The sequence below is a fragment of the Echinicola jeungdonensis genome, from assembly GCF_030409905.1.
Taxonomy (GTDB): Bacteria; Bacteroidota; Bacteroidia; order Cytophagales; family Cyclobacteriaceae; genus Echinicola; species Echinicola jeungdonensis.
This window is the reverse complement of the sequence record NZ_JAUFQT010000002.1, coordinates 559,548-582,287: the sequence shown is the minus strand read 5'-3', so window position 1 is coordinate 582,287 and position 22,740 is coordinate 559,548. Positions and strand designations below refer to the sequence as shown.

The window sequence follows — 22,740 nt, the reverse complement described above, 5'->3', positions numbered from 1 at the left end:
ATTATGCCTAAGACGAGTTATAACGAAAACATGGAATTTTTTATCGACATGCAGCGGTGCATTGGTTGCCATGCATGTGAAATGGCTTGTGCAGAGTGCGAAACAAATGGACAAGAAAGCATGATCCATATCCATTATGTGGAAAGGCCGGTTTCAGTTCAAACGACAGTCCAGGTTTGCATGCATTGTGAAGATCCAGCCTGTGCCAATGTCTGCCCAGCAGACGCCATCACCAAAGATGAATTTGGAGTGGTTCACACTGCCAATACATCCCGTTGCATTGGCTGCTCCAATTGTGTACTGGCTTGCCCATTTGGGGTTCCCCAAAAGCAGGAACAGGCAGAATTGATGATGAAATGCAACCTTTGTTATGACCGGACCAGTGCTGGCAAAAAGCCCATGTGTGCTACTGTTTGCCCCAGCCAGGCATTGTTTTATGGTACCCGGGAAGAAATCCAAAAAATGCGCCCCGACAGTACTCCGGTCAACAAATTTAATTTTGGCCAGGAAGAAGTCAACACCAAAGTCAATATCATGATGCCAAAAGGCAGTACCCATTTAAAAGTTCATTAACCTTGATTTAAAACATGAAAAAAAACAATTCGGAAAAAACACCTAGCTGGAAAAAAGATTTCCCAATTGATTTTGGAGAAGCCACACATGTTTCCCGCAGGGAGTTTGCCAAGTTTTTAGGATTATTTTCTGGTGCCTTGGCTTTAGGGAATGCAGCCATTGTCATCAAAAGCCTGGCCTTTCCAGAAAAAGAACTGGAAGGCCAGCACTTTATTTGTCAAGCATCGGAAGTTCCAGTGGGTGAAATGAAACAATTTGAAATTACCGGGAAAGAAGTAATTCCATATATCCTAATCCATTTGGAGGAAGGAGAATGGAGGGCTTTTGAACAAAAATGTACTCACCTGGCTTGCGCGGTAAGATACCGGGCAGATATCAACCAAATTGAATGCCCCTGCCATAAAGGTTACTTTGATCCAAAGACGGGTAGAGTTTTGCAAGGTCCTCCGCCAAGGCCTCTGCCTCAATTAGATGTGGTCATTAAAGAAGACCAAGTTTTCGTGCAGGCTAAACCCAAAAAAACTAAAAAATCATGAGCGATTTTAGAACTTCCCAGAACAAAGCCCACCCCAATAAGATCAACACTTTGATGACCGGAATAATATTTCTTCTCATTTTATTTATTAGTATTCAAATATGGTTGTTATATTCGGCACTCAATAATGCGCTAAATGCAAAATTTGGCATCGCAGTGGCTACTTTTATAGGCTCTCTCTCCCTCTCTTGCCTATCTTTTTGGCTTTTGCGGTTCCTGCCAGACCCTATACCTTCCAATAAGGAAGGTTAGGATTTGATGTTTTTTTCTTCATTTACGCATTTAATCAAAGTCGGAAAACTTATTCTTTGTCATCCTATGGGTGGCATAATTAAAATAACCATAAAAGAAAATGCAAAACGATATTAGTCCTGTATCACACAGAATCTTGTTTCTAAACACCCTTGCATTTACCATTTGCTTTGCCGTTTGGACCTTTAACGGTGTCATGGTAACATATTTAGTTAACGCAGGTGTATTTGACTGGGGCCCAGTTGAGGTGGGCTGGCTTTTGGGAATTCCTATATTAACCGGCTCTATCCTTCGACTACCCCTTGGAATTTTAACTGATAAATATGGAGGAAAGTGGGTTTTTGTAGGCATATTGTTGGCATGTGCCATCCCGATGCTGCTACTACCCTATGCATCCAGTTTTATAGTTTTTGCTTTGCTTAGTTTTATCTTTGGTTTGGCAGGAGCTTCGTTTGCTGTAGGAATTGGTTTTACATCCGTTTGGTACCCAAAACATTGGCAAGGAAGGGCATTAGGGATTTTTGGTGCCGGAAATGCTGGTGCTGCTTTGACCACCTTATTTGCCCCTACCCTTTTGAATTCATTTACCAACAACGGTGAAAATATTGAAAATTGGGTTTATTTACCCCAGGTATACGCAGGAGTATTGATTGTGATGGCTGTTATTTTCATAATATTTTCAGTCAATAAAAAGCCCGATACCCCACCAAGAACCCTTAAAATGGTCATGAAGCCACTTGGCAATGTAAGAGTTTGGAGATTTGGCTACTACTACTTCTTAGTTTTTGGCTGTTTTGTTGCCTTCTCCCAATGGTTGGTGCCTTATTTTATGAATGTCTATGGCACCAGTTTGGTCGTTGCCGGTTTATTTGCTTCCATATTTAGCCTTCCTTCTGGTGTCATCCGGGCCTTAGGAGGTTGGATGAGTGATAAAATTGGCGCCAGAAGGGTAATGTTCGGTGTTTTTAAATGGTCTATTTTATTATCCGTTCTTCTAATGATACCCAAGATGGACATCTTTACTCCTGGTAAGGGGGTAATCTCTAAAGTTAATGGAGAAGTGACTGAGGTTGGCAATAACTCCATCAAAGTCAATGGAAATGAATACCCTTATAAACCAAAAGGAAATATTGAAGAAAAAAGTGACGACCCGGGAGGGTTGGCTTCCATATTCCCTATTAAATACAATTGGCAGGAACCAGTTGTTGAAGAAGGCGACCAGGTCAAGAAAAAAGAATTGTTAGCTAAAGGAACAACTTTAATTTCCTTCCAAGCCAATATGTGGATTTATATTGTCTTTATGTGTGCCATCGGCATTTCCTGGGGAATTGGAAAAGCGGGGGTTTACCGCTTTATCCCGGATTATTTCCCCAATGAAGTGGGTATAGTCGGAGGTATGGTAGGCGTAATGGGAGGCCTTGGAGGCTTTATTTGCCCCATCCTATTTGGTTACCTTTTGGATTGGACTGGTTTGTGGACCAGTAGTTGGATGTTAGTGTTGTTGATTTCCGCGACTTGTTTCTTCTGGCTACAAAAAGTGGTTCAAAAAATTATCCATAACAAAGCTCCTGAAATCGCAGAACAAATGGAGGAAAAGAATGGGAATAGTTAAGAATTCCATTTAATCCTATATCTAATAAAACCTAATTAAAAAAGGTGGTTTCCCTGGAGATCACCTTTTTTTCTTTTGCAGATAATGTAAAAGCCTCATCCCTTGATTTTTGGAGAAAAAGTAGGAAAACTTAAAATGTATTTTGAATAAAAATAAAGTTCCAACATATATTTTCCACCCCGACAAAAACACCCCATTTACCAAAATACCTTGCTATAAAATCAAAACATAATTTCAATAAAAAATAATAAAACAGCACAAATCAAAATATTAAAACTGTTTTTGGGACAAAAAAATAATAATCGAATGTATAAATTCGAACTATGAAAGGCCAATTCGTGTTGGCTAAAAATAGAAATCGGAAGCCTTGACCCTTTTAATTTTAAAGTAGGCCTATGAGCAAAAAGCAGTATTTTATTATCATCTTAATTTTAGGGGCATTGAGTACAATCAGCCCTTTTTCTATTGACATGTATTTGCCAGGTTTTCCGGCCATTGCCAAAAACCTCAATACAAGCATCGCCAATGTGCAACTTTCCCTGACCAGTTACCTTGTGGGTATTGCCATTGGACAGCTTTTTTATGGTCCACTTTTGGATAGGTTTGGCAGGAAAAAGCCTTTATATATTGGGCTGTTCATTTATGTTTTGGCCTCAGTGGGATGTGTGTTTACCCAGAACGTCGATAACTTGATATTGATGCGTTTTATCCAGGCAATTGGAGGCTGTGCCGGAATGGTAGCCGCTCAGGCTTTGGTAAGGGATATCTTCCCGGTAACCAAAACTGCCCAAGCCTTGGCCATGTTGATGTTGGTAATAGCGGTTTCCCCTATGATCGCACCCACATTGGGTGGTCATATTACTGCCCATTTCCATTGGCATATGGTTTTCTTGACTTTGGCAGCTATCACCTTGGTGATATTAATAGCCTCTTATTTTGTCTTACCTGAAGGGGCCAAACCTGATCCTGCAGTTTCACTAAGGCCTCATAAGGTATTGAAGAATTATTTGGAAGTTTCTAAAAATCCCCAATTTCTAACATACATGTTAGTGGGCGGGATTGCCGGGGCTACTCCATTTGCCTATATAGCTGGCTCTGCAGATGTATTTATGAATATTTATGGGGTTACTGAACAGCAATATGGTTGGATATTTGCCAGCTTGGCTACTGCCATGATCGGTTCGACCCAGCTTAACCACTTGTTACTGAAGCGATTTACCAGCCAACAGATTATTAGAGTATCCCTGACCTATCAAACCCTGGTCGGTTTTATCCTGATCCTTGGGGTTTGGAACAACTGGTTCAATGTAATTACCCTGATTGCATTAATGTTTGTCTTTCTTTCAGGACATGGCTTATGTAACCCGAATGCAGCTGCCCTGACTTTGGCCCCATTCTCCAGAAATGCGGGTAGTGCAGCCGCAATGATGGGAAGTATGAGAATGGCCATGGGAGGAGTAGTTTCCGCAGCAGTTAGTGTTTTCCATAATGGAACAGCAAGTCCCATGGTGATCATGATGACCTTTTGTTCTGTAGGAGGATTGCTGACCATTATTATTGATAAATCGGTCAAGAAAAGAAACCTGGTCAAAAATGGCCAACCAAAAGAACCATCCATGGCAGTATAATTAGTATTTCATTGATTAACTGCCGTATAAACAATAGCCCTACAAAAAGCATTAACGCTTATGTAGGGCTATTTTATGCTTGATTCCACCAATTGGAATATAGGCCTAAATAACCCATAGATCTTTTAATAAAAAACAGGAATTAGGGTAGGTATTTGGTACTGTACCCCAAAAGAAATTTGTATCTTTGCCACTTGTTAAAAACGAATCGGAATAATTCATGATTTCAGTCGATAATCTTTCTTTAAAGTTCGGAAAACGAACCCTTTTTGAAGACGTTAATTTAAAATTCACCCCCGGCAACTGCTATGGTGTTATTGGCGCCAATGGTGCCGGAAAATCCACTTTTTTGAAAATCCTTTCTGGAGAACAGGATAGCACTACTGGAGGGATCAATATTACTCCCGGTCAAAGGATGGCAGTCCTTAAACAGGACCACTTTGAATTTGATAAGGAAGAAGTGCTCAACACGGTAATAATGGGCCATAAAAAACTTTATGCCATCATGCAGGAAAAAGATGCCATCTACATGAAGGCAGATTTTTCTGAAGAAGATGGTATCAAAGCGTCCGAACTTGAAGCTGAATTTGCTGAAATGGATGGCTGGAATGCAGAGTCTGATGCTGCTGCCTTGCTTTCTGGTTTGGGCATCACCGAGGACTTGCATCATAAATTGATGAAAGACTTGGCAGGTAACCAAAAAGTAAGGGTATTATTGGCCCAAGCCCTTTTTGGAAATCCGGATATCCTGATTCTGGATGAGCCTACCAACGACCTGGATGCTGAAACTATCAGCTGGCTTGAAGATTTCCTGGTCAATTTCAAAAACTTGGTCATTGTTGTTTCCCACGACCGTCACTTCCTGGATGCTGTTTCAACGCATATTGTGGATATTGATTTTGGTAAAATCAAAATATACTCTGGTAACTATACCTTCTGGTATGAATCTTCCCAACTTGCAGCCAAACAAAAGGCAGATCAAAATAAAAAGGTAGAGGAAAAACGAAAAGAATTACAGCAATTTATCGAGCGGTTTTCTGCCAATGTGGCCAAATCCAAACAAGCCACTGCCCGAAAGAAAATGCTGGAAAAGTTGAATGTAGATGATATCCAACCTTCCACAAGAAAATATCCTGGCATCATTTTCAAACCAGAAAGGGAAGCCGGTGACCAAATTTTTATGACAGAAGAATTGGAGTTGAAGGAAGATGGTACCACCTATTTTACCGATGTCAATTTGATGGTGGACAAAGGGGACAAAATAGCTTTTATCTCCAAAACCAAGCAGGCTGTCAATAAATTCTTTCAGACCATAATGAATGAAATACCCGTTCAAAAGGGAGATTACAAATGGGGAGTTACCATCAATAAGGCCTATCTTCCCAATGATAATTCAAAATATTTTGAAACCGATCTCAACCTGATCGACTGGTTGCGACAATATTCCTCCAATCAAGAGGAGGCCTATGTGAGGACATTCCTAGGTAGGATGCTGTTTACAGGGGAGGAAACTTTGAAAAAGGCTTCTGTCCTATCCGGGGGTGAAAAAGTCAGATGCATGATTTCTAAAATGATGCTGCAAAACCCCAACCTTTTGGTGATGGATGAACCTACCAACCACCTTGATTTGGAGTCAATTACCGCATTTAACAATGCCATCATAGAATTCAATGGCACAGTGCTCCTCTCCTCCTTTGACCATGCTTTTGTTCAGTCCACAGCCAATAGAATTGTGGAATTCACTCCAAACGGCACCATTGACAGAAGAATGCCTTACGATGATTATTTGGAAAGTGAGGAAATAAAAGCTCTAAGGGAAAAGATGTATCAATAGAATTTGCCTTTTATTTAATCTTTATGGGGTTTATCATGAATTCCATTTGCACCAAAAATAAATAATTATCATCCCTTTTTGCATGCCAGCGGTTCGCAACATGTCAAAAAGGGATTTTTTTATCCAAAACAACATGTCCAATCACCCGAATATCATTCTTAAAAAAGGAAAAGAAATTTCCCTCAAACGGCACCACCACTGGGTATTTTCCGGTGCTATTGCCGAAAAAGATGGCAACATCCCAAATGGACAATTGGTGACAGTTTGGAGTCAGCAGAAGGGATTTTTGGGTATCGGACATTATCAAAATGGGTCTATTGCTGTCAGAATTATTTCTTTTGAAAATAGAGAAATAGACCAGGCATTTTGGAAAGAAAAAATACAAAATGCATTTAATATGCGACAGTCCCTTGGTTTGACCAATAATAAAAGTTCAAATGTTTACCGTTTAGTCCATGGTGAAGGGGATTTACTGCCGGGTTTAATTATTGATTTTTACAATGGTACAACAGTAATCCAGGCCCATAATATTGGAATACATCAACATTTAGATGAAGTATCCAATGCCTTACAAGAAATATATGGAACTGATCTTCAAGCTGTTTATGATAAAAGCGCCGAAACCCTTCCCAAAAACCAAATAGAAACAGAAAATCGTTTCTTATTTGGCCATCCCAAAACCAATATGGTATTGGAAAATGATTGCCAATATGAGATTGATTGGGAAAAGGGGCAAAAAACTGGCTTTTTCATTGACCAAAGGGAAAACAGAAAATTGCTGGGAGATTATAGCTTGGGTAAAAAGGTTTTGAATACTTTTTGTTATTCAGGCGGATTTTCCGTTTCAGCTCTCAAAGCTGGTGCAAAGGAAGTTCATTCAGTAGATATTTCTGCCAAAGCCATTGAACTGACTCATCAAAATGTAGCCTTAAACCCTGATCATTTAGGTCACCATGAAGCTAAAACGGCGGATGTTATTAAGTATATCCGGGAAATTAAGACTGATTATGATATAATTGTATTGGATCCTCCTGCTTTTGCCAAAAATATTAAAGCAAGGCATAATGCGGTACAGGCTTATAAAAGACTCAATGCAGCTGCTTTCAAACAAATTAAACCCGGTGGATTGTTATTTACCTTTTCCTGCTCCCAAGTGGTGGATAAGCGGCTTTTTGCAAATACTATCACCGCTGCAGCCCTAGAGTCGGGAAGGAATATAAAAATCCTGCATTATCTCTCCCAACCTGCAGATCATCCTGTTAATATTTACCATCCGGAAACAGAATATCTAAAAGGTTTGGTGCTCTATGTGGAATAATTTTTTGCCCACAAAGGCTCGAGGTCACTAAGAATAATTTATGGTTTTATATGCTTTGTCGTGGAAAGGCTTAATTAGGTTATTAATGATTTAACTATTTAGTAGTTAAGTACTTAAATTAACTCACTTTAATATACCCTACCCACATACTTAAGGAACCTTTCAATGGTAAAAACCTGGCATTCAACCCTTGTCATTCGTTTATTTGAGCAGGTTACCTAAGAAACTTATTGGCTGAATCCGTTAAAAGAATCCATTCAAACAACTCGCTTCAACTGCACAGAAATTCCCCTCCTGTATTTCCCATAGGATGGTATATATTAATAGAACCAAAAAATTTTGGGGCTTGGGACCTTATTGGGAATTTATGGCCCAAAGGCTTTAATCTTTAAATTCAGGTTTAACATCTCCTATCAAACTGTTACCAATTTCCAGTTTATTACGTATATGGTATTGGACCAAAGAAATCTAGTGATGCGATTTCCTTCAAAAAATACATTGAGTATATTGCTAATAACAATATTGATGACCTTGATTTCCTGTGAGGGCAATGCACAAAAAGAAAAATACATGAAAAAATCAGATCATACCTTTAATATTCAAAAGTCAGATGAAGAGTGGAAATCCGAATTGGATCCTCAGGAATACCATGTACTGATCGAAAAAGGTACCGAGAGGGCATTTACTGGAAAGTATAATGTAAATAAGGAAAATGGTATTTATACTTGCGCTGCCTGTGGGCATCCAATTTTCAAATCAACTGACAAATATGACAGTGGTTCCGGATGGCCAAGTTTCACCGAACCTTATAATGACAGTGCTATTGTAGTTGAAATAGACAAATCCCTGGGAATGATCCGGGAGGAGGTCTTATGTGCCAATTGTGGCGGACACCTAGGCCATAGGTTCCCTGATGGCCCTGAGGATAAAGGAGGAATACGGTATTGTATTAACTCCGTTTCCATGGATTTTGAAAAGAAAGATGATAAGCCAGAGTAAAATTAATCCCAGGAAATAAAATTCCTGGGATTTTTTAGTGATTATCATTTCATGGCAACATTGTAAACAAAAGCCCTGTATTTCAATAAGGCCACAAACACCGCCCCACCAATAGCATTGCCAAATAGTGCGAAAAACTGAAAGTTCAGATAATTACTTACACTTATTTTCGTTGAGCTGATCAATGCTGAGAAAGCTTCTATGTTTCCAATGATGCTATGATGCAATCCAGTAAAGGACATCGTGGCAGTAATGATAAAAATGATGCATATCCGGCTAAAGGTATCCCTGGAGGAGGTTATCAACCAAGATAATAAGCCCATAAGCCAACCCGCCAATATTGCACTGGCAAAAATTACCCCGGCACTAAAACTGGTCACATGAACACCAATTTTTTCTATGGTTATCAAATCGAAAGCACCCAACTTGGGACCGATCCAAATCAAAACAAAGGCAATCATATAGCCACCCAAAATATTTCCGGTAATTACCAATCCCCAAATTTTAAGCAAACTTCCCAAGCTTCTTTTTTTGTTAAGAACAGGCAAGGTTAATAATGAAGTTTGTTCAGTAAATAAGATGGACTGGCCCAAAATGACCATGATAAAACCTATGGGGTACACCAAGGAAATCAGTTTATATAAAACATTTTCCGAAACCATTCCACCAAAAAATGAAAATACGGCACAGATCAATAAATAACTAAAACCAATTTCAAGGCCCGCAGTGATGGAACTTAACAAAATACTGCTTGACCGACGGTCATAAGTTTCCAGGCCCTCAATGATCTGCTGTTTCAGGATTTCCCCATGGGATTTTGTTCCGTCTTTTGAGCTGGATTTTGACTTCCTTAATTCTGTATCAATATTTTTTTGTATTTCTTTTTCTTTTTTGGAATCTGTCATATCGAAATCCATTAATGCCAGTATTGTTTAAATTAATGATACCCCCCTTTTGAAAACTTTTCCATCGGTTACATTCCTTTTGAATAACCAAATTTTGATCCAACCCTTAATATAATCAAATCCTTTCATAACGGAGATCAGGGTTAAATTTCAGAAAATAAAACAAAAAAACTAGTGGTTTTTATTCGTTAGTTTGTCCAGGTATAATAACTAAATGAGAACAATAATAGTTGGAAAAAGTTGAATTTAATTATGAAAAAGTCATTAATTAAAGCATTCCTTCCTCACAACTTCATTTCAAAATGTATATTTGTAGCATCAATAAAACGAACATTTTGCTTACTTCTATTTTTCAAAGATTCTGAATATGACATACGATATAACTATAATAGGAGGAGGAATAGTGGGCTTGGCCACTGGCTTGAAAATAAAAAAACAAAATCCTAACCTAAAAATAGCAATCCTGGAAAAGGAAAAGGAGCTGGCAAAACACCAAACAGGTAACAATAGTGGTGTAATTCATTCCGGTTTATACTATAAGCCAGGGTCACTAAAAGCCACCAATTGCATAAAAGGTTATCACGAGTTAATCCAATTTTGTGAAGAAGAAAATATCCCGTTTGAAATAACTGGAAAAGTGGTGGTAGCCACAAAAAATGAACAACTTCCACAGTTACAAAAACTTTTGGAAAGAGGCCTTCAAAATGGCCTGACCGGCACCCGACAAATCACCTTGGATGAATTAAAACATTATGAGCCTTATTGTGCAGGGGTGGCAGCCCTCCATGTTCCTCAGACTGGGATTGTAGATTACCAAAAGGTAGCCTTGGCTTATGGCGAAAAATTCAAAGCTTTGGGAGGTGAGATCTTTCTTAGCCATAAGGTACTGAAAATCAAAACTAAAAATAACACCACTAGAATTAACACTTCAATAAAGGATTTGGACACCAAATTGATTATTAATTGTGCAGGTTTATTTTCAGATAAGGTGGCCAATATGAACAGCGAGGTCAATTTGGATGTCAAAATCATTCCTTTCAGGGGAGAATATTATAAATTGAAAAAAGAGCGGGAATACCTGGTCAAAAACCTGATTTACCCGGTACCTGATCCCAACTTCCCTTTTTTGGGAGTACACTTTACCCGGATGATGAAAGGCGGAGTAGAAGCAGGTCCTAATGCTGTGATGGCTTTTAAGCGGGAAGGCTACAAGCGATCTGATTTTAACTTTTGGGACTTTAAAGAATCTATTTCCTGGCCTGGCTTGCAAAAGGTAGCGGCTAAATATTGGAAAACAGGTATTGGAGAATACCATCGTTCCTTTTCAAAAGCCGCCTTTACAGCAGCCTTACAAGAACTGATTCCGGACATTAAAGAAGATGACTTAGTTGATGGAGGAGCAGGTGTCAGGGCGCAGGCTTGTGATAGGACAGGAGGCTTATTGGATGATTTTGCAATTACAGAAAATGAGCATGCTATCAATGTTATCAACGCCCCTAGCCCTGCAGCTACCAGCTCCTTAGCTATCGGAGGAACCGTTGCCGAATTGGCTTTGAAAAGAATGTAAATTTTGGAGAGGATTGATCTAAGAAAAAAGATTAATGACCTTAGCTAACCAAATTTCTATTGACCGTTTTTAACAAAGAAAAATAATGTTAAAAACGGTCAACTTATTTCAGGGAATGCCAAATCTCATTTCTCACTAATCCACCCTATTCAACACAGAATCTGGGAAAAACTTATTGGACAGTGCAACCATTTCATCTCCTTTGACAAACATGCTGATGTCAATTTCATTAGTATGATTGACACCACAAGCCCCCAAAAGCTCCAATACGGCTTTCATGGTATTCCTGTGGAATTGATAGGCTCTTTCAGCTTTTTCCTCGACTACCAGGCCTTTGACCAGCATTTTATCTTGGGTGGCCACTCCAGTTGGACATTCATTGGTATTGCACCTCAGTGCTTGTATACACCCAACGCTAAACATAAAAGCCCGCGCGGAATTACACATATCGGCCCCCAATGCTCTCATCCTTAGAATTGAAAAAGCCGTCAATACTTTTCCTCCGGCAATTACTTTAATTTCTTTTCTAAGATCAAATTTTTCCAATGTCCGATTTACAAAAATCAATGCAGGCTCCAGCGGAATCCCTACCGAATCCGAAAACTCTAACGGGGCAGCACCGGTCCCCCCTTCTGCCCCATCCACCGTGATAAAATCCGGGTAAATTTCCGCATCCTTTATGGCTTTACACAGTTCCAAAAATTCTTCCGTCCTGCCAATACATATCTTAAAACCAATTGGTTTTCCATCTGAAAGCTCCCTCAGTTCCGCGATAAATTTTACCAGTCCCTCCGAATTTGAAAACCTCCTATGGCTTGGAGGAGAAATCACCGTAGTGTGTGGTTTTAATCCTCTGATCTGGGCTATTTCCTTTGTATTTTTGATTCCGGGCAACACTCCACCATGACCGGGTTTGGCACCTTGTGATATTTTGATTTCAATCATTTTCACCTGTTCATAGGAAGCTTTTTCTTTGAACTTTTCAGGATCAAAATCTCCATCTTCAGTTCTGCAACCAAAATATCCTGTCCCGATTTGCCAGACTAAATCGCCCCCTCCCTTAAGGTGGTAGGATGAAATTCCTCCTTCACCTGTATTATGGTAATAATGGCCTTTTTTTGCCCCCAAATTTAGCGCCATAATGGCATTTTTACTCAGAGAGCCAAAACTCATGGCGGAAACATTCAAAACGGAGGAACTATAGGGTTGTTTACATTGGCTACTCCCAACAATAACCCTTGGGAATTTTTCCACCGGCGCTGTGGCATACATGGAGTGCCTGATGGCTTGGTAGTTTTCGCCGGTAATTTCCATTTGGGTTCCAAAAGGGTGGGTATCATTGATATTTTTTGCCCTCCTGTAAACCAAGGCTCTATGATTCCGACTGAAAGGTTTCCCATCTGTTGTTCTTTCAATAAAATACTGCTGAATTTCCGGGGCAATCATTTCAAAAATATAGCGGAAATAACCCAAAATAGGGAAATTCCTTAAAATGGTATGCTTTTTCTGGAAACGGTTATAAATCCCCATCAGGGCCATGGGGATGATAATGATAAATGCCCAAATCCATTCTTCATAGTAGTAAGTAAGAATGGAGACCAGGACAATTAATACGATGGTTATATTATAAAAGAGGTAACGCATAATAATTTTAATTGGGTTGAATAAATATAAGCTTTTAAATCCGTCAAAAAAATTTGAGGCTTAAATAGGAGATCAATAGGGCAAACCGGGATAACTAATCCTATATTGAGAAAATATTAAGTAAATCAAAGAAAAAAAAATTGACCATTTTCCAAAAATTGCTTTAATCACACATTCAAATGAGTCCAAGCGGCAAAAAGTTGAATGATTATTGATCAAGTATTTCCATCTTTTGGCGAAAAAAAAGAAAACAATACTTATGGTGAAATTAGATAGTTGGATCCAGCTTTGGATTAAACAATTCCAACATCCGACGTTCCACCCAGGCAATTTCCTCATCCTTCAATGAAAAACCTGTGTGACCACCCCTAGAAGGTGTTTCCAAGAAAATACGTGAATGGGAATGGGCCAATTTTCGCGGAAAACAAACTTCTCCCAATAAAGGGTCATTTAAAGCATTGACAACCAAGGTGGGTACTCCAATATCCTCCATCCAATTGTCAGGGCTAACACTTGAATAAAAATCATTGCCATCTTTAAATCCATGTAAGGGAGCTGTAAAGTGGTCATCAAATACATCAAAATCTTTTACTTTATCCAAAAGTTCCAAATCCAATAAGCCTGGAAATTGTTGACCTTTCGCATGAAACTTCATTTTAAGTTTAGAAAGAAATTTATTTCTGTAAAAGCGGTTTCCTTTTAACCTTAAGGTTGCTGCACTGGAAGGCAAATTGCAAGGGATACTATAAACCACTGCTGCACAAATAAAATCTGAAAGGGAACGGCTTTCTTCCCCCAAATATTTAAGGGTTTGGGCCCATCCCATGCTGATTCCCGCTAAGACTAACTGATCATAAAACCCTAATTTTCAATATGGTCAATAACAGCCTTTAGGTCCTCTGAACTTCCGAGATGGTAAAGTCTTTTATTAAGATTCATTTCACCGCTACAGAAGCGGTTATTCCAAACTATACATCGAAATGATGAGCATTAAAAAGTTTTCCTATAGCCATTGAATAGTGACGGGTGGAGTTTCCTTCCAAACCATGAGAAACCAACCATAATCTGGGACTTTCTACTTTGCTCCAATCCAAATCCAAAAAATCATTATTGGGAGTTTCAATACGCTCCCTCAGGTAACTTACCCCCTGGATTTTTCTAAATAGACTTGGGATAACAGTTTCAAAATGTCCATTGAAGTAATAAGGAGGAGGACCTTGATATGTTGAGTTTTGAATAATGGGCATTTTTAAACCTAAAGGACAAATTCCACAGCTCCAAATATTCAGGCCCTTGTAAAAATGGTTATCAAAAAATAAATTATTCGATTATCTCCTCTAAATCTCTTAGGACTTCATCTACCACCCTGACAAACTCTTCCTGATGCTGCTTTAAATTCCCTTCCAAGCCCTCGGTGGATATTATTTCTTTTCCTTTTTGCAATACAGCCATCAGGCTTTTCAATTCAAAAATGGCTAAAGTCGGTTTGATTTTATGTCTTGCCTGATGAATTGTTTTCTCATCCTTTTGTCCTATCCCCTCCAAGTATTTGCTTCGCAAATCAACAACAGAGCTATAAATTGCAGTTAATAATTCTTTTTCAAAAGACATATCACCCTCCGACATTTCATGCACTTTCTGCATATTAATATTTTGGCTCTTGATCATATATTCTTTCATTTAAACTCCTTTTTACTAGCTGATACCCCTGCTATATATCCTGTGGTCCAAGCCGCTTGGAAATTAAATCCACCTGTAATTCCATCTATATCTAATACTTCCCCAGCAAAATAAATGTGAGGAACCAATTTGCTTTCCATGGTTTGGGGATTAACGGATTTTAAATCCACCCCTCCTGCGGTTACAAACTCTTCTTTGAAAGTAGTTTTCCCATCTACATGCAATATATAGCAAAAAATTTGCTGTTCCAATTTATTTATTTGCTTTTTATTAATATCCATCCACATTTTTTCTGCAGTAATTTCAGCGGAATCCACCAGATGTTCCCAAAGTCTTTTGGGTAATTCGAATAAAGGATTGGTCTTAATTTTCTTTTTGGGATGGCCATTTTTATACTCCAGCAAATGTTGGCGAATTTCATTTTCGGTTAAATCAGCCACCCACCTAATTTGGACATTGGCCTTATATTCTTTTTCATTAAGCCATCTGGCTCCAAATGCGGATAATTTTAAAACTGCGGGACCACTAACTCCCCAATGGGTAATAAGGAGGGGTCCCTGATAAGCCAACTTACTCCCTTCCAATTTTAAATGGGCATTGGGAAGAGATATTCCTGCCAACTTTCTTAAATCTGACTTTGGTGAGTTAAAGGTAAATAGGGAGGGAATAGGGGAAACAATTGGATGATTTAAATTTTCTAACATTCGAAAACCCTCTTTTTTAGGATGACCACCTGTGGTAATGATAACCCTATCCGCCAAAAAATGTTCATTTTTGGTCTTTATACAAAAACCACCTTCCATTCGCTCTATATTAGTGACCGGTGAGGATAATTTCACTTCCACTCCCTGCTTGTTAACTTCCCTTCTTAAGGCATCAATTATGGATTGGGATAGGTCTGAAGTTGGAAATATTCTACCATCTTCCTCGGTTTTAAGCTGAACCCCACGGTCTTCATACCAAGCAATTGTGTCTTTTACAGAAAATTGTTGGAATGATTTTTTTAAAAATCTCCCTCCACGGGGATATTGTTTTACCAAATGGGAATTTTCAAATGCTGCATGAGTTACATTACAACGACCACCTCCTGATATTTTAACCTTGGTCAATACTTTTGACCCTTTTTCAAATATCACAACTTGGGCCCCTGAGGCTGCTGCATGAATGGCGGAAAAAAATCCTGCAGCTCCCCCTCCTACAATGGCAATTTTTAACATACTTTTTTAATTAGGAATTATAAAAAGTAAAATTGTAGAATAAATTTTTTCCAATAAAACAACTTATTAAGGTTTTTCAGATTTTTCACGCTTTAAAAGAAAATGGAATTCTTTTCCTTTAAAGGCCTAAAAACAGCACATTCAATTTGCCTTGTCAAGGTACTATTGGGTAATTACTTATAAATCCAAAATTCCGGAAACTATTTGGAATAAAAAAAATCTACTTTATTGTCCCAAATAGGATGAGTGACTAAATAGAAATGCAGTGTTACCTCTTATTGAAATTACTTCCCAAAAGCTTTCTAAAGCTAAAAATAGAGATTGTTCAAATGGGCAATCCCTACTACCATTTTCCAATAATCAAAGATGGTTCCCATTGGTAACCAGGATTATACGAAACCTTCTAAGACTTAATGTTAAAATGCATATTAATTTATTAATAAATAAATATTATGAGTAAAATCTTTTAGGAAATTACCCTTTCATTGAATTACCAATTATTATTTGACATTTATCTTCCTTACCCATTCAAAAAAATTACTGAGCTAATTCTCCTGAAATAGGACAATTAATAATATGAACTAAACTTCCCTCCTTCTACATTTTAAGGTTGGGTTCCTTTTTTGGCCCATTAATTAATTTTAATGAAAAGTCCTTGCCAGAGGTAATTCAATAGCCCTACTATTATTCTTCCGTATTTTTCGTTAATAATCCTTAAAAATTTTTGAAAAATTAAGGACTTATGCAGGTAATTTAAGTTCTTTATGATTCAAAAATTTCGCTTATTCAGTTCGATTTATGATCTCAATGTTAACCTGCATATTGATCTGCAAAAAAAGATTAATAAATTTTACAAAATATCTTTTTCCATTATTTCTTATTTTCCTGGTTTTGCCTGCTGAAACACAAGCTCAAGTTAAGCCCCATTTGGGAAACACTTCCCATTTATTGCAGCAGGCCAAAGCTCAAATGCAAGCTGAGGAATTCGAAAAAGCTAATTATTATTTCCGACAAATTATTGAAAGTGGGGTTCCCATTCCTACTGAAATGCCATACTTTTTTGCCAAGACTTTATTTGAATTAAAGCAATATGATAACAGCTCCAAATTCCTTAAAAAATATCTTGAAATTAATGGTGAAGGGGCTCAACAGTATAAAATGGCCAAAACTTTAGAAGCCCAATTGGAAAGTCCACTAGAGGCAATAAAAAATTGTTCACTTTGTAATGAGCATGGCTACCAATACCAAACTTGCTCCAATTGTAAGGGGGAGAAAAAAATTGAATCCTCCTGCTCACTTTGTAAGGGAAAAGGCATTATCGGTTGCAGCCATTGTGTAGGGACTGGCTTGATTACAAAGAAAAATATTTTCAACATTACCGAATATTTTGAATGTCGTAATTGTAATGGAAAAGGCAGATTAATCTGTCCTGAGTGTAAAGGAAGTCTCGTAGAAACCCGTCCCTGTCAAAGCTGCCTTGGGACGGGCAAGATTCCTACGGATATCCTATGCAAACACCAGCCATAAAAAAATCCCGGCCAATTTTGACCGGGATTTTTAATTTTTTCAATCCAATTCTTATTGACAATATTTCTCAATTGCCTTTGTGGCTGGATTATACCCCAAAGTTTCCGCCTGTTTTAAATCTACACAAGCACCTCTCCTATCTTTAGTAGCATATTTCAATACTCCCCTATAATAAAAGGCTTGTCCATAATTCTGATCCATTTTAATGGTATTATTATATTCCTTAAGGGCCTCATTAGTACTTCCTATTTGGTGCAAAGCCCTGGCCCGCATAAAATAGGCCGTTGCTGGAGCTCCTGGAACTTCCACAGCCCTATCTGCAAATAGTAAAGCCCTCTCGTGCTTTCCTTGCTTTTGGTACAAATTGGAAAGCCCTAAAAGGAATTTGGTATTTTTGCTATCCAACTTCACAGCAGCTTCAAAATCAGCTATGGCTTCTTCCAGATTACCCAGTTCCTCATAGGCCCTTCCACGCCTGTAAAGGACTTCCTCATTTTTAGGATAATTTTTAAGTTGTTCGCTGTAAGCTTCCACAGCCTGCTGGTAATTCCCTTCTGCATACAAAGTATCCCCAGCAGAATTTCCCGACTTTCCACATCCCCACAAAAGGGCTGCTGACAATAACAACCCTAAAATTGATTGTTTAATAAGCATTTCATTGTATTTATACGGCAACATTATTTTCTCTCAAAGCTTCATTCAATGAAGTTTTGCGATCTGTCGATGCCTTTCTTTGTCCGATGATCAGGGCACATGGAACCTGGAATTCTCCGGCTGCAAATTTTTTGGTGATGGAACCAGGGATTACTACCGATCTTTCCGGAACATAACCTTTAAATTCTTTTGGTTCGTCACCGGTAACATCGATAATTTTGGAGCTTGCTGTCAAGGTGACTCCAGCCCCGATTACGGCTTCTTTACCTACACGTACACCTTCTACGATGATGGCTCTGGAACCGATAAAGGCCCCGTCTTCGATGATCACTGGAGCGGCCTGTACAGGTTCCAAAACCCCTCCGATTCCAACACCACCACTCAAGTGAACATCTTTGCCGATTTGGGCGCAGGAGCCTACAGTTGCCCAGGTATCCACCATAGATCCTCCATCCACATATGCCCCAATGTTGACATAAGAAGGCATCATCACTACACCCCTAGCAAGATACGCGCCATATCTTGCCACAGCATGAGGGACTACCCTTACACCATGCTTGGCATAGTTATTTTTAAGGGCCATTTTATCATGGAATTCAAAAGGTCCAACCTCAATGGTTCTCATTTTTTGGATAGGGAAATAAAGAATTACCGCCTTTTTCACCCAATCATTCACCTTCCATTTTCCATTGTCCAAAGGTTCAGCAACCCGGATTTTTCCCAAGTCCAAGTCATCTATTACGGTTTTTACCGCTATTTGAACTTCTTTTTCTTTTAACAACTCCCGGTTTTCCCAGGCATTTTCAATGATAGTCTGTAATTCCATAAAATTATATTAGATTCGCTCTGTTAGTTGATCGATATGAAAAAGGCTAAAGTCGTCATTGCTTCCGTACTCAAACCTGTCACTGACACCAGGGCTTTTTACAAGCTGGCGATTTCACTTCGTGAAACAAATAAATACCAAATTAACATCATAGGATTTTTAAGAAAAAATCCTCCCAAGCTGTCAAATATTGAATTTACTGCAATTTTTGGCCGGCATCGTTTACATCCTCTCAGATTACTTGCCCCATTTATATTTTTTCTAAAACTTAAAAATTACAAACCGGACTTGGTCATCGTTACTACTTATGAACTCCTTTGGCCCTCCATCCTAGCCAAAGTATTGTTCGGTAATAAACTGATCTATGATTTACAGGAAAATTACAGTAAAAATGTAAATTTTCACCAAACTTTGCCCATTTTATTCCGACGATTGGTGGTAAAAGGGATACAAATTATGGAAAAATCCTCCCAACCCTATGTGGACCATTATTTTTTTGCCGAGGAATGTTATATAAAGGAGTTTCCTCAAATCAAAAACTGGACATTATTAGAAAATAAATATCAGGGAAAACCAGTCCAATCTGCCCCCATATCTTTGGCCAGAAAGGAAAGTCTTCAATTTTTGATTTCAGGCACCCTTACCCCAGCCTATGGGATTGAAAATGCCTTTTATTGGTTTAAGGAACTTGCCAAAGAAAATCCTTCTTATCAACTCCATGTAATTGGTCATGTGCCTTTAAAGGACTTTAAAAACGAACTAGAAAAACTGGGGCAAAACCATAATCAAATACACCTCCGGTTGGCCCAAAGACCTGTTCCCTATCCTGATATTAAGAAACAGCTTTTAAATGCGGATATCCTATTGTTACCTTATCTTCAATCCCCGGCCATCATGCCCAAAATTCCCACCAAGCTTTATGAAGCACTGGCATTAAACATCCCTGTTTTAACCACAAAAAATCCTAGGTGGGAAAAGCTTTTGGACCGGTACAAAGCCGGAATAGGGATTGATTTTTCCAATCCAAAAAATGCAAAAAATGACCTGGACCGCTTAATTAACCAGCCACTTTATACCCACTTACCTGGTAAAGAAGTCACCTGGGCATCCGAGGAAGAAAAGCTGATCCAGGTAGTAGATGGATTGGTCAGAATTGAAAAGTGAAATTTTGGAAGCTTGATATAAATAATAAAGTAAAGGGTCGTAGTTAGAAACTAGGCCCCACTACCCCCCGATCCTCCCAACTCCCCAGCCCCCTGGACCCTTTTACCACATTGCTTAAAACAACAATTCCTTCCACAGGCCCAAAAAGTTATCCACTCTTATCCCCATCAGGAAACCCATTTTACCCTTTTGGAAACTCGTTTACCTTTCTTCAAAAATCTTCCAAGCAACATTTTAAAAACGTATAAACCATTGTTGTATAGCTATTTATAATATTTTTAGTTTAAATCTAAATTTATTTTTAGCCAACACTAAACCCGAATCAACAAATAAAAATGAGTTATCAACAGCTGTTTTAGCTTTGTCCAAAATATTTTTTTAGCACAACCTAAATCACTATATTTGCCCTGTCTAATGATTTTGAACAAAATGCCGACATTAACCTACGCCGAGGAGAATTACCTTAAAGCCATTTACCACCTTTCTGATGAGGGAAAAAAGAGTGTTTCCACTAATGACATTTCAAAGGAGCTGAAGACCAAACCTGCTTCGGTCAGTGATATGCTCCGGAGGTTATCAGAAAAACAGGTGATTGATTACAGAAAATATTACGGGGTCCAAATGACGGATGAAGGCAAAAAATCGGCCCTTCAAATCATCAGGAAACATCGACTTTGGGAAGTGTTTTTAGTTGAGAAACTAAAGTTCAACTGGGACGAAGTTCATGAGGTGGCAGAGGAACTGGAGCATGTCAAGTCCCCTATTTTGATCCAAAGGCTTGATGACTTCCTTGGCAATCCAAAATACGATCCCCATGGTGATCCTATTCCGGATGAATTTGGGGATGTAAAAGCCCGGCCAAGACTTCCTCTCAATGAGCTTTTGGTAGATGATGCCGGACAAATTGTGGCGGTCAAAGACAGCAGTGCAGCCTTCCTGAGATACTTGGATAAAGTAGGAGCCTATATCGGTGCAAGGATAAAAGTATTGGACAAAGTTGAATTTGATGGCTCACTGGAAATTCTGGTGGACAATAGAAAAACCCTATTTATGTCCAAAGATGTAGCAGCCAATATTCTGATTATACAATAATATATGAAACGCATATTCACCCTTTTTATTCCATGCCTATTGCTTTTGGCCGGGGCTTGTAGATTTGATGATGAAGTTGATAATGGCAAATTCCGCATTACAGCAACCACCAATATCATGGCAGATGCGGTGAAAGCATTGGTGAGGGACAGTGCAGAGGTAACCCCTATTATGGCTGTGGGTGTAGACCCCCATTTATATAAAGCCTCCCACAAAGACCTGGACTTGCTTTTTGATGCAGACCTGGTCATTTACCATGGGCTTCATTTGGAAGGAAAAATGAATGAGGTATTGCACAAATTTTCCCGAACCCATCCGGTCATCAATGTTGGAGAACACCTCCCTTCCAACCTTTTAATCTCGAGCCCGGATTATACCAACACCGTGGATCCACATATTTGGTTTGATGTTAATTTATGGAAAATAGCCATGGAAAAATTGGTTCGGGAAATCATAAAGAAAAAGCCGGAATGGAAATCTTATGTGGAAGCCAATTGGGAGGCTTATAAAAAAGAACTGGAATCCCTTGACCAGTACATCAAAAATGAAGTCAACAAAATCACCGCCCAAGGACAGGTGCTGATCACGGCCCATGATGCTTTTTCCTATTTTGGCAAAGCTTACCAAATAGAAGTTAGAGGACTTCAAGGTTTGTCCACCCTAAGTGAACCAGGCCTTAATGATGTTTCCAACCTTGTCAACTTTATTATTGAAAAGGACATCAAAGCCATATTTATAGAACAGTCCATATCTCCAAAAGCCATAGAAGCGGTTGAAGCAGGCTGCAGAAGAAAAGGACATCAGGTTAAAATTGCAGGACCTTTATTTACAGATAGTCTTGGTGAACCAGATGGTGAGGCCGGAACCTATCTGGGCATGGTCCGCACCAATGTAAATTCCATTGTTAATAATTTGAGAGAAAAATGATTGAACATATCAAAAAACCGGTAGTAGAAGTCCACGACCTGATTGTAAGTTATGGTCAAAATCCTGTTTTGTGGAACATCGACTTGACCCTGCCAGAAGGAGCCCTCATAGGAATCCTGGGCCCCAATGGTGCAGGTAAGTCCACCCTGATCAAAGCCATTATGGGACTGGTCAAAGCCAATAGCGGTTTCGTTAAAATATTTGACCAAGGTTTAAATCAGGTTCGAAAAAGGATCAGCTATGTTCCCCAAAGAGAATCTGTAGATTGGGATTTCCCCGCCTCAGCTCTGGACATCGTAATGATGGGGACCTACCACAAGCTGGGCTTGTTCAAAAGACCAGGGAAAAAAGAAAAAATCCTGGCACTTGATTGTTTGGAAAAAGTTAACATGAAGGCATTTGCCAACAGGCAGATCAGCGAACTTTCCGGCGGCCAACAGCAAAGGGTTTTTATTGCCCGGGCATTGGCACAGCAAGCAGACATTTATTTTATGGATGAGCCATTTGCCGGTGTGGACATGAGTACCGAAAAAGCTTTAGTGCAATTATTCCAGGAAATGACTCAAGAAGGAAAAACAGTAATTGTGGTTCACCATGATATTTACTCCGCAGGAAAATACTTCGATTGGCTGATCATGCTCAATATGCACCTGATTGCCTCTGGACCTACCAATCAAGTTCTCACAGAGGAATTATTGACCAAAACTTATGGAGGAAAACTTTCCATGTTAACCGATGTGGGCGAATTGATCAAGAAAAGCAGTTTCAACCCTTTAAAGAGTTGAT

22 protein-coding genes are annotated in these 22,740 nt (G+C 38.9%); 14 read left to right on the top strand and 8 right to left on the bottom strand.

The window, feature by feature from the left end:
• The first annotated feature begins 3 nt into the window (after window positions 1-3).
• From QWY93_RS15665 to msrB, 8 genes are all read left to right on the top strand, one after another.
• A complete protein-coding gene (locus QWY93_RS15665; protein ID WP_290249337.1) occupies window positions 4-573 on the top strand; it encodes a 4Fe-4S dicluster domain-containing protein in 570 nt (189 codons plus the stop codon).
• A 14-nt stretch (window positions 574-587) separates the two neighbouring features.
• A complete protein-coding gene (locus QWY93_RS15660; RefSeq protein ID WP_290249336.1) occupies window positions 588-1,109 on the top strand; it encodes a QcrA and Rieske domain-containing protein in 522 nt (173 codons plus the stop codon).
• Window positions 1,106-1,360, top strand: a complete 255-nt coding sequence (locus QWY93_RS15655; protein ID WP_290249335.1) for a DUF6755 family protein — start codon at window positions 1,106-1,108, stop codon at window positions 1,358-1,360. The genes QWY93_RS15660 and QWY93_RS15655 overlap by 4 nt, the downstream gene beginning before the upstream one ends.
• Window positions 1,361-1,460: 100 nt before the next feature.
• A complete protein-coding gene (locus QWY93_RS15650; protein ID WP_290249334.1) occupies window positions 1,461-2,972 on the top strand; it encodes an MFS transporter in 1,512 nt (503 codons plus the stop codon).
• Window positions 2,973-3,367: 395 nt separating this feature from the next.
• Window positions 3,368-4,600 (top strand): Bcr/CflA family multidrug efflux MFS transporter, encoded by a 1,233-nt coding sequence (locus QWY93_RS15645; protein ID WP_290249333.1) that lies wholly within the window; start codon window positions 3,368-3,370, stop codon window positions 4,598-4,600.
• Window positions 4,601-4,820: 220 nt separating this feature from the next.
• Window positions 4,821-6,434, top strand: a complete 1,614-nt coding sequence (locus tag QWY93_RS15640) for an ABC-F family ATP-binding cassette domain-containing protein (RefSeq protein ID WP_290249331.1) — start codon at window positions 4,821-4,823, stop codon at window positions 6,432-6,434.
• A 133-nt stretch (window positions 6,435-6,567) separates the two neighbouring features.
• Window positions 6,568-7,752 carry a class I SAM-dependent rRNA methyltransferase gene (locus QWY93_RS15635; RefSeq protein WP_290249330.1) on the top strand — a complete coding sequence of 395 codons (1,185 nt, stop codon included), beginning with the start codon at window positions 6,568-6,570 and terminating at the stop codon, window positions 7,750-7,752.
• Window positions 7,753-8,322: 570 nt separating this feature from the next.
• On the top strand, window positions 8,323-8,751 hold the full coding sequence (gene msrB / locus QWY93_RS15630) for a peptide-methionine (R)-S-oxide reductase MsrB (RefSeq protein ID WP_290249329.1): 429 nt from the start codon (window positions 8,323-8,325) through the stop codon (window positions 8,749-8,751).
• 44 nt (window positions 8,752-8,795) lie between these two features.
• Here the strand turns inward: msrB and QWY93_RS15625 are convergent, their stop codons facing one another.
• Window positions 8,796-9,656, bottom strand: a complete 861-nt coding sequence (locus tag QWY93_RS15625) for a formate/nitrite transporter family protein (RefSeq protein ID WP_290249328.1) — start codon at window positions 9,654-9,656, stop codon at window positions 8,796-8,798.
• Between the two features lie 367 nt (window positions 9,657-10,023).
• Here QWY93_RS15625 and lhgO point away from each other — a divergent pair, with 367 nt between their 5' ends.
• Window positions 10,024-11,223 carry an L-2-hydroxyglutarate oxidase gene (gene lhgO, locus QWY93_RS15620; protein WP_290249327.1) on the top strand — a complete coding sequence of 400 codons (1,200 nt, stop codon included), beginning with the start codon at window positions 10,024-10,026 and terminating at the stop codon, window positions 11,221-11,223.
• Between the two features lie 135 nt (window positions 11,224-11,358).
• Here lhgO and QWY93_RS15615 read toward each other — a convergent pair whose 3' ends face one another.
• The 5 genes from QWY93_RS15615 to QWY93_RS15600 form a co-directional block, all read right to left on the bottom strand.
• Entirely contained in the window at window positions 11,359-12,867 is a 1,509-nt protein-coding gene (locus tag QWY93_RS15615; protein WP_290249326.1) for an FMN-binding glutamate synthase family protein, read from the bottom strand.
• A 268-nt stretch (window positions 12,868-13,135) separates the two neighbouring features.
• Window positions 13,136-13,693 carry an alpha/beta fold hydrolase family protein gene (locus QWY93_RS19770; RefSeq protein ID WP_353959658.1) on the bottom strand — a complete coding sequence of 186 codons (558 nt, stop codon included), beginning with the start codon at window positions 13,691-13,693 and terminating at the stop codon, window positions 13,136-13,138.
• 142 nt (window positions 13,694-13,835) lie between these two features.
• Complete coding sequence (locus tag QWY93_RS19765) at window positions 13,836-14,114, bottom strand: alpha/beta fold hydrolase family protein (protein ID WP_353959657.1); 279 nt, start codon at window positions 14,112-14,114, stop codon at window positions 13,836-13,838.
• A gap of 73 nt (window positions 14,115-14,187) precedes the next feature.
• A complete protein-coding gene (locus QWY93_RS15605; RefSeq protein WP_290249325.1) occupies window positions 14,188-14,547 on the bottom strand; it encodes a hypothetical protein in 360 nt (119 codons plus the stop codon).
• The gene (locus QWY93_RS15600; RefSeq protein ID WP_290249324.1) at window positions 14,544-15,764 is read right to left on the bottom strand and encodes a BaiN/RdsA family NAD(P)/FAD-dependent oxidoreductase; all 1,221 of its coding nucleotides are present in this window, start codon (window positions 15,762-15,764) and stop codon (window positions 14,544-14,546) included. Before QWY93_RS15600 ends, QWY93_RS15605 begins: the two co-directional genes overlap by 4 nt.
• A gap of 891 nt (window positions 15,765-16,655) precedes the next feature.
• Here QWY93_RS15600 and QWY93_RS15595 point away from each other — a divergent pair.
• Window positions 16,656-17,291, top strand: a complete 636-nt coding sequence (locus QWY93_RS15595; RefSeq protein WP_290249323.1) for a tetratricopeptide repeat protein — start codon at window positions 16,656-16,658, stop codon at window positions 17,289-17,291.
• A gap of 51 nt (window positions 17,292-17,342) precedes the next feature.
• Here QWY93_RS15595 and QWY93_RS15590 read toward each other — a convergent pair whose 3' ends face one another.
• Complete coding sequence (locus QWY93_RS15590) at window positions 17,343-17,945, bottom strand: tetratricopeptide repeat protein (RefSeq protein WP_290249322.1); 603 nt, start codon at window positions 17,943-17,945, stop codon at window positions 17,343-17,345.
• Between the two features lie 10 nt (window positions 17,946-17,955).
• On the bottom strand, window positions 17,956-18,771 hold the full coding sequence (locus tag QWY93_RS15585; RefSeq protein ID WP_290249321.1) for a 2,3,4,5-tetrahydropyridine-2,6-dicarboxylate N-succinyltransferase: 816 nt from the start codon (window positions 18,769-18,771) through the stop codon (window positions 17,956-17,958).
• Between the two features lie 36 nt (window positions 18,772-18,807).
• Here QWY93_RS15585 and QWY93_RS15580 point away from each other — a divergent pair, with 36 nt between their 5' ends.
• The 4 genes from QWY93_RS15580 to QWY93_RS15565 all read left to right on the top strand — a co-directional run bounded on the left by QWY93_RS15580 (window position 18,808) and on the right by QWY93_RS15565 (window position 22,739).
• A complete protein-coding gene (locus QWY93_RS15580) occupies window positions 18,808-19,935 on the top strand; it encodes a glycosyltransferase (RefSeq protein ID WP_290249320.1) in 1,128 nt (375 codons plus the stop codon).
• 429 nt (window positions 19,936-20,364) lie between these two features.
• The gene (locus tag QWY93_RS15575) at window positions 20,365-21,027 is read left to right on the top strand and encodes a metal-dependent transcriptional regulator (protein WP_290249319.1); all 663 of its coding nucleotides are present in this window, start codon (window positions 20,365-20,367) and stop codon (window positions 21,025-21,027) included.
• 3 nt (window positions 21,028-21,030) lie between these two features.
• The gene (locus tag QWY93_RS15570; protein ID WP_290249318.1) at window positions 21,031-21,954 is read left to right on the top strand and encodes a metal ABC transporter solute-binding protein, Zn/Mn family; all 924 of its coding nucleotides are present in this window, start codon (window positions 21,031-21,033) and stop codon (window positions 21,952-21,954) included.
• On the top strand, window positions 21,951-22,739 hold the full coding sequence (locus QWY93_RS15565) for a metal ABC transporter ATP-binding protein (protein ID WP_290249317.1): 789 nt from the start codon (window positions 21,951-21,953) through the stop codon (window positions 22,737-22,739). Before QWY93_RS15570 ends, QWY93_RS15565 begins: the two co-directional genes overlap by 4 nt.
• Window position 22,740 lies beyond the last annotated feature (1 nt).

What these genes read in the sequence shown, in the direction of transcription:
- QWY93_RS15590 (WP_290249322.1), bottom strand. Translation starts at nt 17,945, where the DNA reads ATGCTTATTAAACAATCAATTTTAGGGTTGTTATTGTCAGCAGCCCTT.
- QWY93_RS19765 (WP_353959657.1), bottom strand. Translation starts at nt 14,114, where the DNA reads ATGCCCATTATTCAAAACTCAACATATCAAGGTCCTCCTCCTTATTAC.
- msrB (WP_290249329.1), top strand. Translation starts at nt 8,323, where the DNA reads ATGAAAAAATCAGATCATACCTTTAATATTCAAAAGTCAGATGAAGAG.
- QWY93_RS15660 (WP_290249336.1), top strand. Translation starts at nt 588, where the DNA reads ATGAAAAAAAACAATTCGGAAAAAACACCTAGCTGGAAAAAAGATTTC.
- QWY93_RS15635 (WP_290249330.1), top strand. Translation starts at nt 6,568, where the DNA reads ATGTCCAATCACCCGAATATCATTCTTAAAAAAGGAAAAGAAATTTCC.
- QWY93_RS15655 (WP_290249335.1), top strand. Translation starts at nt 1,106, where the DNA reads ATGAGCGATTTTAGAACTTCCCAGAACAAAGCCCACCCCAATAAGATC.
- QWY93_RS15600 (WP_290249324.1), bottom strand. Translation starts at nt 15,764, where the DNA reads ATGTTAAAAATTGCCATTGTAGGAGGGGGAGCTGCAGGATTTTTTTCC.
- QWY93_RS15565 (WP_290249317.1), top strand. Translation starts at nt 21,951, where the DNA reads ATGATTGAACATATCAAAAAACCGGTAGTAGAAGTCCACGACCTGATT.
- QWY93_RS15625 (WP_290249328.1), bottom strand. Translation starts at nt 9,656, where the DNA reads ATGACAGATTCCAAAAAAGAAAAAGAAATACAAAAAAATATTGATACA.
- lhgO (WP_290249327.1), top strand. Translation starts at nt 10,024, where the DNA reads ATGACATACGATATAACTATAATAGGAGGAGGAATAGTGGGCTTGGCC.
- QWY93_RS15665 (WP_290249337.1), top strand. Translation starts at nt 4, where the DNA reads ATGCCTAAGACGAGTTATAACGAAAACATGGAATTTTTTATCGACATG.
- QWY93_RS15575 (WP_290249319.1), top strand. Translation starts at nt 20,365, where the DNA reads ATGCCGACATTAACCTACGCCGAGGAGAATTACCTTAAAGCCATTTAC.
- QWY93_RS15615 (WP_290249326.1), bottom strand. Translation starts at nt 12,867, where the DNA reads ATGCGTTACCTCTTTTATAATATAACCATCGTATTAATTGTCCTGGTC.
- QWY93_RS15605 (WP_290249325.1), bottom strand. Translation starts at nt 14,547, where the DNA reads ATGAAAGAATATATGATCAAGAGCCAAAATATTAATATGCAGAAAGTG.
- QWY93_RS15585 (WP_290249321.1), bottom strand. Translation starts at nt 18,771, where the DNA reads ATGGAATTACAGACTATCATTGAAAATGCCTGGGAAAACCGGGAGTTG.
- QWY93_RS15570 (WP_290249318.1), top strand. Translation starts at nt 21,031, where the DNA reads ATGAAACGCATATTCACCCTTTTTATTCCATGCCTATTGCTTTTGGCC.
- QWY93_RS15580 (WP_290249320.1), top strand. Translation starts at nt 18,808, where the DNA reads ATGAAAAAGGCTAAAGTCGTCATTGCTTCCGTACTCAAACCTGTCACT.
- QWY93_RS19770 (WP_353959658.1), bottom strand. Translation starts at nt 13,693, where the DNA reads ATGGGATGGGCCCAAACCCTTAAATATTTGGGGGAAGAAAGCCGTTCC.
- QWY93_RS15645 (WP_290249333.1), top strand. Translation starts at nt 3,368, where the DNA reads ATGAGCAAAAAGCAGTATTTTATTATCATCTTAATTTTAGGGGCATTG.
- QWY93_RS15650 (WP_290249334.1), top strand. Translation starts at nt 1,461, where the DNA reads ATGCAAAACGATATTAGTCCTGTATCACACAGAATCTTGTTTCTAAAC.
- QWY93_RS15640 (WP_290249331.1), top strand. Translation starts at nt 4,821, where the DNA reads ATGATTTCAGTCGATAATCTTTCTTTAAAGTTCGGAAAACGAACCCTT.